Below are 8,148 nucleotides of genomic sequence, written 5' to 3' on the forward strand. Positions count from 1 at the left end.
CAACGAGTGCAGAAATAATTTGCCGCCAGCTTCGTATGCTTTCAGGAGCTCCCTTTGTTCGGGATACAGCTCATTGAACACATCTACGGTTGTATGAATTTCAATATCAAGCCTAAAGAACAGGGAGGTCAGCAACAGATGATGCAGCTCTATAAAAATACACGCATCTGTTACTGCTACCTTCATTCCATTAACAGGCTCTGCTGGTGAAATTCAGCCAGCTTTTGATTTTTTAGCGATGCCGCTTTACTTACAGATATGACTTCTTCTGCAAGTGCCCTGAAAATTAACTGGTCAAAGCGATTTGAAGACTCCTTTCCCTCATAATTTACAGGCTCTTCAACCCTCCAATTCATTTGTTTAAAAAAGACAAATAGCTGCCGGCAATATGCATCAGTTATTATCCCCAGATCCTTAGCTCTCATGATGATCGCCTGCATGGATATCCCATACTGCTTTTTTAAGGAGCCCAGTTCCCTCACATGGATCCTGGTCCTGTGGTTTCCCACCTCATTTGTTAAAGCTTCGGCGGGAAATAACATAGCAGCTGCAAACTGGTGGCAGATCTTTTCCTTTTCCTTCTCTGCAAGTTTCCCGGGCATGGGCAAGAGCAGATGCCCCAGTTCATGCATTGCGGTAAAGCGTTTCCGGTCGTCACTCTTCACTTTACTTTCGTTTATAGCTATCACTGGTACGTGATAATCTAATACCCAGGTTTGCATACCATCATAGGCATCACCTGAATTAATATATATTACCTTGACGTGATGATCTTCCAGGAGCTCAATAACGTTAGAAATTGCATCTGAACCCATATTCCAGGCTTTACGAACTTCCGCTGCGGCATTCTCAACATCACTAAATGAGGTAATTGGAGGCCAGTCCTTCAAAGGATTGACAAATTGAGTATCAATATTCAGCAACTTTTCCAGTTCAATATACCTGCTAAGATAATCCACCGCGTACTCAATGATACGCTGCTCTTCTTTAACGGGCAATTTTTTGAGTTTCCGGAATTCAATCTCGCCCAGTTTCACCTGGCTATCCCGAAAAAAGTAATCCGGCCTTACCCCCAACACATCGCATAGCAATCCGATCATTTCACTATCAGGAATAACATCACCTTTTTCATACTTGTGAAGGGCCTGCTTGCTGATCTTATTCTTTAACTGGTCCGAGAGATCCTGCAATGAAAAACCATTCATTAAACGGGCGGATTTAAATCTTTCAGCGAATAGAGTGCTCATAATTTTATTCTTAGTTGAAATCTAAACAAAGTTCTCAACATTTGGTTGACAAAATTACAAATATTTTAACACATCGTAAAATACAAAAAAGCCTGATCGGAGCATAATTATCTTTAAAATGAAGTTAAATGACTGTAAAAGATTGTTTTACACATAATATTAGTTTTCCACATGGTTGACAAAAACTAATTTATATTTTATATTTGTCAAGCAATTAGTTAAACCAATAATTCAAGATACTATGAACACAAACAGAAAATTAACGCATCTAAATAATAAGAATAATGGGATCAGGAACAGACCGAAAGAAAAAAGACAAAACGATAATTAGAACCCCGGAAGGAACGGTTACATCGAGAATCGTACCGAGCAGAGGTAACTTTGTGGCCGACATCTGTCCGGTATCTTTTGATGTCAAGGTAAAGCCAAATATCTGGGCGATACAGGGGGCATCAATTACAATGACTAAAAATGGCTCCCGGTATATATTGACGATATCAGGCGAGGAAATTGGCTCTCTAAATCAAAGGTTATCAGCTATTGTTGCTAACTGCGGTGACTTGGGGATCCGGTATTCCGGAAAAATAGTCATAGAAAAGGAGGTGATACATGCAAGATTTCATAGAATCGCATAAAAGCCCCTCTTTATTTTCCCTTTCGTGTGAGACCTCAACAGGTAAATTCGCCCCGTACGTATTGCCAGAAGAATCCAGCACCGTCCAGGAGTCTTGCGAGAATCCTTACAACCTCAATGTAGTTACATGTAAAAGCCCGGATTTACAGGCATTCCTCAATGAGGTAGATGGATTGGAAATGAATACCAGGGTTAATTCTCGTATAGTGAAGCTTCCCCACTATATGCCCGTGTTTGACAAGAACGTCAGCCACCTCCCTACTCTTTCAAACGATTTCCCGGTAGTGGGCGTATCTCTCATTGATATAATTAATAATGGCATTATGCATAAAGCCGGTTCTTTACATGAAGGTAAAGAGCCGGCTATTAGAAGTTCCCTGTTAGAATCGCCATGCTTTGATAACAAAAAAATAATACTGTTCACATCTGGCCCTGATAGTTTAATTGAGAACATCTGGCATAAACGCCATAGAATAAGATACTTCGAAATTATTTCCGGGATGGGACTTTTGGCAGCAACAGGCTTCAACTTTTCTCTTATTAATGGCGAATGCGCATTCTCTCAGGGGTTGAACATAAAACGAAGCCTGCAATCCTGTTTAGAGTATGAAAATAGCGGAATTGCTGCAATACCACATGTCTACGCACTTAATTCGCATCAAGCGCGAAGATGGGTTGATTGGTTTAGATCGAATCCGAACATCGAATATTTCGCTATTAATTGCCAGCTTCAAAAAAGCACCCACGATATAAATCAAGTTATTGCGCTAATCAATTATATACTAGGCCGGCTGCCACGTCTCCACGTCATCCTACAAGGGTTCCCCTATAAACGGTTAAAGGATTTTAATGCGCTAATTAATAATATTCACATAGCAGATGCGTCGCCCGTGAAGAATGCTATGGGACACCGCAAAGTTTTATTATATCCGGGAACGAAAGTTTACAAAAGCCTCTCCCAGTCAAATCTGTCGGTTTCAGAGCTGATTTTAAACAATATCGATTGCAGAAAGGTTATGCTGGATCACGAACGAGCCAAGATTAACAATGTAAAAAAATCATCTGGGCTATTGAAGAAAGTAAGTTAAGGTACGGGAAACTTCAATGCCTTGATGACCTTCCCATGCTTAACCTTATCATGAATAGCGAAAGGATCGTATTCCATTAGTTTCCACTTGCCGTTTTTGAAATCAAAAACATACACCAGATTATTCCCTTTGCAGGTTAGGTGAAGTTCGAGCGTATCTTTCTCAAGGTGATCTAAATCAACCTGTTCAATGCAGTTTTTGTCTCACTTTCTTTCTATTAGTATCAATCTAGGTTGTCTGTACTTTTGTTCTAGTTTTTGAATATGAGTGTCTTTAATTTTGCTCTGATCAATTTCGAAAATTATAAGGCGTGGTTCAACATCAATTTCTATTTGTCCAATGTCTGCACCAATGAGTTTATGGAGTTTGTCCCTGTTATTCAAATTCAATTCAAACACATTTTTGCAAATGGTTTTATACGAGTTGATGATTTCAATTTTATGAGTATTCAAAGCCATCCCATATTTTTTTATCTGGTTAAATACTTTCGGTTCATCTCTCGCTCGAATTTCGGAGTTATCAAAATGCTTTGCTTCGTAGAATACTAAAGTGATTTTGTCGTTTTCATTTTTCTCAACAGCGAGATAGTCAATGCTTAGTTTCCCGGAATTTTCCTCTCTGCCGAACGTTACTTCTACATCTAAAATGCACAATTTTTCATTTTTTAAAATCTGTGCATTCACCTGCTTCTTTTCTCTACCGGCATATTCTCTAGCTATTATCGCTTTAATATTTTCTAAATCGTCCAAATGGCTCGAAGTATCTGCATACCCGCTTTCATTTATTCCCAGATATTTCTTGTGTGTTCTCCATTTGATTTTATTGCCAGCAAAACTAATTTTACTAATACTTTGCCCGTAGTAGTAAACGTTAAGATACTCATCGCGAATGGCAATAAATAAATCTTTATCCGCAATCATTCTTTGGAAATCCGTATTGCTGTTTAATTCCTCAATGAATTTTTGGTTCTCAATTCCTCGTTTAAATTCGCTCATAATATTTTGCCTTAAATTGAATATTCTTTTCCATCGTCCCAGTATGGATTTCTTCATCTAAACAAGGCTCGAACGGGTCGGTTTTGTCATTTTTAAATAGCGATCCACCCTGTATGTATTGGAACGGCTACAATTATGTAGGTAGTGAATGTAGTCCAAATGGGCAAACAGTCCAATTCGATGCATTTACATTGAATACTTTAAAATGGATCTCGTGTGCAGACAGCATAACCGCAAAGCACATAAACAACATTTGGTATATAAGAAACAATAATTTGGTAGAATTATTTACAGCTGCAGGTCAATATCCACCGAACAGTCGACGTCGCCTATACCCATTATCACAACACATTTACGATGAATATGTGGTCACCAAAAAAGTGAAAGTTGATTGTCCCATACAAAAATAAAGCCCCTGCTTATTCAGCAAGGGCAGTCATTCATCTTTCATAAAGTGTAAACTGATAAAGCGTTAATTGGTTTACTTACAGTTCTTACACTTCGGCTTACCGCCTGTCCCTTCTCTACGGTTTACCTTTTCAATGTTGTTTCCCTCAGTACAAGTACTGTCATCGTGGTGTACAGACTGCTTGATTGAATGAAACGGTGCTACTTTTGCCATGTCTTTCTGTTTTAATTAAACAATGAGTTAATTGATAAATTAATATCACTTCTCAAATCTACCACAGCTGTCATGTGTGTATTTACGGGTAACCGTAAGGAGTCGTTTTACGGTTTACAAACCTTGCAAGCATCCATCCCCCCTGCCACCGCTTTCTTCAGGGTCGTTTTTATCTTACTCTGGCTCAGATAACGGCACCAATCATTATGATACTTCTTACCCGTTTTAGTTATATAAACGACCGTTTCGCGAAGCTCATGGTTGTCAAATACAAAGTTGCTATTAAGTTTACCGGGAGCGGCAGCCAATGAGTTGGTAGAGAGTATTAAAGCAGCACACAGGAGCAGGTCCCTGAGGTACCGGAGCGTTAAATCTTTCAAACGTGAGAGCGTTTAGGTTAATAAACTTAACTGAAAGAAACCGTTAATCCAAATAAAGCTACCGGTTAGATGAGAGTAAGATTAATTAAATCCATTCATCGCTACATTACATGAATTTGAATCAGGAAAATTAAGTCTTGGATTTCGATCCGCCAAATTATGGTTGTGAGTCTCAAATTTAAAGGTAATTACGCAAGGTAAACAAGAGTGATAACAATAGATCTAGGAAATACTTATATTCCCCTTTCTGTGGCGCCGGATTTCACTTCGATGACCTTTAATTCTCCTCAATTGGACGGTACAGAAGAGCTCAATGATTTATTTTAACTAAATCATTGATTATATTTGTTATATGAATCCACAAGTAAAAGATACCCTTGATCTCTTCAAGGAAGTGGCAAGTAAAACAACCTCAGGTTCTGCAAAGGGTAAGCGACGCCTTAAGCTCAAATCTTTAACTGTTAAAAAAGACGGATTGGTTAGCGTACTAAGGAATAAAAAAGAAGCTACAGTATTTATGTCTCAATTAAATACGATTATTAAAAGCAGGAAAAAAAGCTAAATTCCAGAATACACTCATCCGGTGAGCGGTAATCAGTAATCAGTAATCAGTGCGAACCTTTCGGCAGGAAAGCTTCTTCCTACACGCCGCAGGCTGCAGAGGTATGCCCATCTACACCAGCCAGCGATGTGTACGCTTCTTAAGCCCAACCACTGAATCTCCGTTCACTTTCATTCCTCCGCCCAGGGCGGATGTTGCGGTAATTACAGACAAAGCCTAAGCAGTACCTTCGACAGCAACAGACGCAGCGGCGGGGTTTGGTTCTTTGACCTGCAGCAAAGAACTAGCCTCCGCGGCGATGAGCGGAAGAGTATACCTCTTAAGCCAAACCACTGAATCTCCGTTCACCGCCATTCCGCATCGGGTGGTGCGGCAACTTCAGTCCTTGCCCAAGCAGAAACTTCAAAAGCAGCACACGCAGCGGTGGGGTTTGGTTCTTTGACCTACAGCAAAGAACTAGGCATTTCCGCGGCTATGAGCGGAAAAAAGTAATTAAGAGATTCTACTTCTCAGCCTGATACAAACCTATCTGTCTCCCAATCTCATTAACCTCAACATCCTCATCAAACAGCGGAAGCCCCGTTTCATAATCCATCTTCAGCCATACCCCTTCTGTGTCCTTTTGAATCTGGGTATATTCCTTTCCATCTTTGAAAATAGTAAATGTATTATCCTCTTCGGGAAATACGGAATAAGGTGTGGGGCCGATGAAAATGTCGAAAGGTTCTTGCATGGGACAAAGGTAGGAGTTATGGGCTTAACAAAAAAAACGGGGTACATTTCTGCACCCCGTTTTTATTAAGGACCATAAGTAATCAATTCCCTACATCATCAATATTAACCGTCCACTGAACAGACGTATTCACCTGTTCAAGAATAATGGCATCAAGAGTAACATTAATTGCATCAACTACATTATTTCCAGTACTTACAGGCGTGCCGTTAAAGGCATTTAAGTTCCAGGCATATTTATGCCAGGCGCCGTCGTTAATAATGGCGATTGCCGGAGATTGTAAAGCTCCGTCGCTGTCGTCTATCCAGATCCGTGCGGTTGCACCCGGACGGGCAGTACTAGTTTTAAGCCAGAAATAGAGGGTACCGTTTTTAGCGGAAGCGACATTATTTGCAGGCAGGCCGTCGCCGGAAAGTAACCGGACTTTCCAGGGTGTAGTTACCCCGGTATTGTCGTTAAGGGTAGCACGAAGCTGATACGAGCCGCCATGAGCCGAACCGCTCGGACGGGTAAGAGCAGAGGTTGTGGCTATACCTACCGTAGTGCCGCTATACGTAGGGGCACGGGTGTAGCGACCCACTCCGGCTTCGAAGTCGTCAAATATTCCTACCGGGTTATTTCCTATTCCTAAGGCAGTTTTTGCAGACTGCAGCAGGGATACGGGTCCATTGGTATCCTGGAACAGCTCCCAGAGCATTACACCGTTTCCGCGGGTTTTAGCTAGGTTTGACTTTGAGGTAATAGTGGTTGTGCCGTTATATCCATATTGAAAGCCGTTTAAAGTGAAGTAATCTGCACTCGTATTGGCGCCCGCCGCAACCAGATCCTTGAACGTTGCCGATGCGCTGGTGGCATTGCTTCTTCCATAGGCAGGTAAACCCAGGATCACCTTTTCTTTAGGCATAGCCCTGGTTGTAGCCCAATAATCCAGGCTGGCCACCGCCATATTATATGAGGAATGCTGATTGGGTTGTGCCGTATCCCATCCCAGTCCGTCGTAGCTCATAATATTGAAGAAATCAGCATAGCCGAAAACTTCTGTGCGGATAGCATCTCGTACTGAACCAGCATAGACACCGGCAGTAAGCGCCGCGCTCAGGTATTTGTTCTGCGCATGAAGTGCGGTAGACAGCTGCTGCATCAGGGATGAATAGGTGAGATCTGTTCCATCGGTAGTACGGGGAAATTCCCAGTCCATATCGAGTCCGTCCAGGTTATTTGTTAAGACAAAATTTACCAGGTTATTAACCAGGGTTGTCCGGGTGCCCGAGTTAGCGCAGGCCAGCTTCAGATTTGCCGCACCGGCCACAGAAATACCGACTTTTACGCCGTTAGCACGCGCAGTAGCAATAACGCTGTTAAAAGTGGCAGGGTTAGGCAATGCCTGCAGGCTCCCATCGGCATTCGGGCTGATAAAAGCATAATGTAAATGGGTGATCAGCTGGTATTTGCTCTCAGACACACCGGCAGGGTCGCGATAAGAAGGGAAATAAGCGACGATCTTCATGTTGGCGTCTCCAAGGGCGGAGACAGTCATATCCGTACTCTGGTTTTTGGATCCCTCAACCAGAGTCGGCGGTTCGAAAATGTCATCCTGTTTTTTACACGACGAAATAATGAGCATACCGAGTATGCAGCAGTTCATAAGCTTTAATCTCATAATGGTTTTTGTGTTTAGTTTATAAATTATGTTTAGTGAATTCCATGCAAAAACATGCAAAATAAAGCGCGAGAGAACCGTTAACGTGGCGCATTCCTTAACACAAATCATTCAATCAGAGCCGACTGATTGTTAAATGTAGTGATTTACATTTGAGATTAAAGAAATAAAATTATTGAAGTAGGCATTTGTTAAATACTAATAAAATTAGTAAATTAGCGATATGG

General features: G+C 41.3%; 8 protein-coding genes and 1 pseudogene. 3 read left to right on the forward strand and 6 right to left on the reverse strand.

Annotated features, from left to right (window positions below):
- Positions 1-186, reverse strand: a pseudogene (locus tag WKF69_RS13505) (hypothetical protein); the annotation flags it as partial.
- The gene (locus WKF69_RS13510) at positions 183-1,247 is read right to left on the reverse strand and encodes an XRE family transcriptional regulator (protein ID WP_340382600.1); all 1,065 of its coding nucleotides are present in this window, start codon (positions 1,245-1,247) and stop codon (positions 183-185) included. The pseudogene WKF69_RS13505 and the gene WKF69_RS13510, both read right to left, overlap by 4 nt.
- Positions 1,248-1,531: 284 nt before the next feature.
- Here WKF69_RS13510 and WKF69_RS13515 point away from each other — a divergent pair, with 284 nt between their 5' ends.
- Both WKF69_RS13515 and WKF69_RS13520 read left to right on the forward strand, forming a co-directional pair.
- Positions 1,532-1,882, forward strand: a complete 351-nt coding sequence (locus WKF69_RS13515) for a hypothetical protein (protein ID WP_340382601.1) — start codon at positions 1,532-1,534, stop codon at positions 1,880-1,882.
- Positions 1,857-2,969 (forward strand): hypothetical protein, encoded by a 1,113-nt coding sequence (locus WKF69_RS13520; protein WP_340382602.1) that lies wholly within the window; start codon positions 1,857-1,859, stop codon positions 2,967-2,969. Before WKF69_RS13515 ends, WKF69_RS13520 begins: the two co-directional genes overlap by 26 nt.
- A gap of 203 nt (positions 2,970-3,172) precedes the next feature.
- Here the strand turns inward: WKF69_RS13520 and WKF69_RS13525 are convergent, their stop codons facing one another.
- On the reverse strand, positions 3,173-3,964 hold the full coding sequence (locus WKF69_RS13525) for a hypothetical protein (protein WP_340382603.1): 792 nt from the start codon (positions 3,962-3,964) through the stop codon (positions 3,173-3,175).
- A gap of 729 nt (positions 3,965-4,693) precedes the next feature.
- Positions 4,694-4,966: a hypothetical protein gene (locus WKF69_RS13530; protein ID WP_340382604.1), complete on the reverse strand. Its 273-nt coding sequence runs from the start codon at positions 4,964-4,966 to the stop codon at positions 4,694-4,696.
- A 352-nt stretch (positions 4,967-5,318) separates the two neighbouring features.
- On the opposite strand from WKF69_RS13530, the gene WKF69_RS13535 reads away from it, so the two are divergent.
- Positions 5,319-5,528, forward strand: a complete 210-nt coding sequence (locus tag WKF69_RS13535) for a hypothetical protein (RefSeq protein WP_340382605.1) — start codon at positions 5,319-5,321, stop codon at positions 5,526-5,528.
- Between the two features lie 502 nt (positions 5,529-6,030).
- Here the strand turns inward: WKF69_RS13535 and WKF69_RS13540 are convergent.
- Positions 6,031-6,261, reverse strand: a complete 231-nt coding sequence (locus WKF69_RS13540) for a hypothetical protein (protein ID WP_340382606.1) — start codon at positions 6,259-6,261, stop codon at positions 6,031-6,033.
- An 82-nt stretch (positions 6,262-6,343) separates the two neighbouring features.
- Positions 6,344-7,921, reverse strand: a complete 1,578-nt coding sequence (locus WKF69_RS13545) for a glycosyl hydrolase family 18 protein (protein ID WP_340382607.1) — start codon at positions 7,919-7,921, stop codon at positions 6,344-6,346.
- Positions 7,922-8,148 lie beyond the last annotated feature (227 nt).

The sequence above is a fragment of the Daejeonella sp. genome (assembly GCF_037719425.1).
Taxonomy (GTDB): Bacteria; Bacteroidota; Bacteroidia; order Sphingobacteriales; family Sphingobacteriaceae; genus Daejeonella.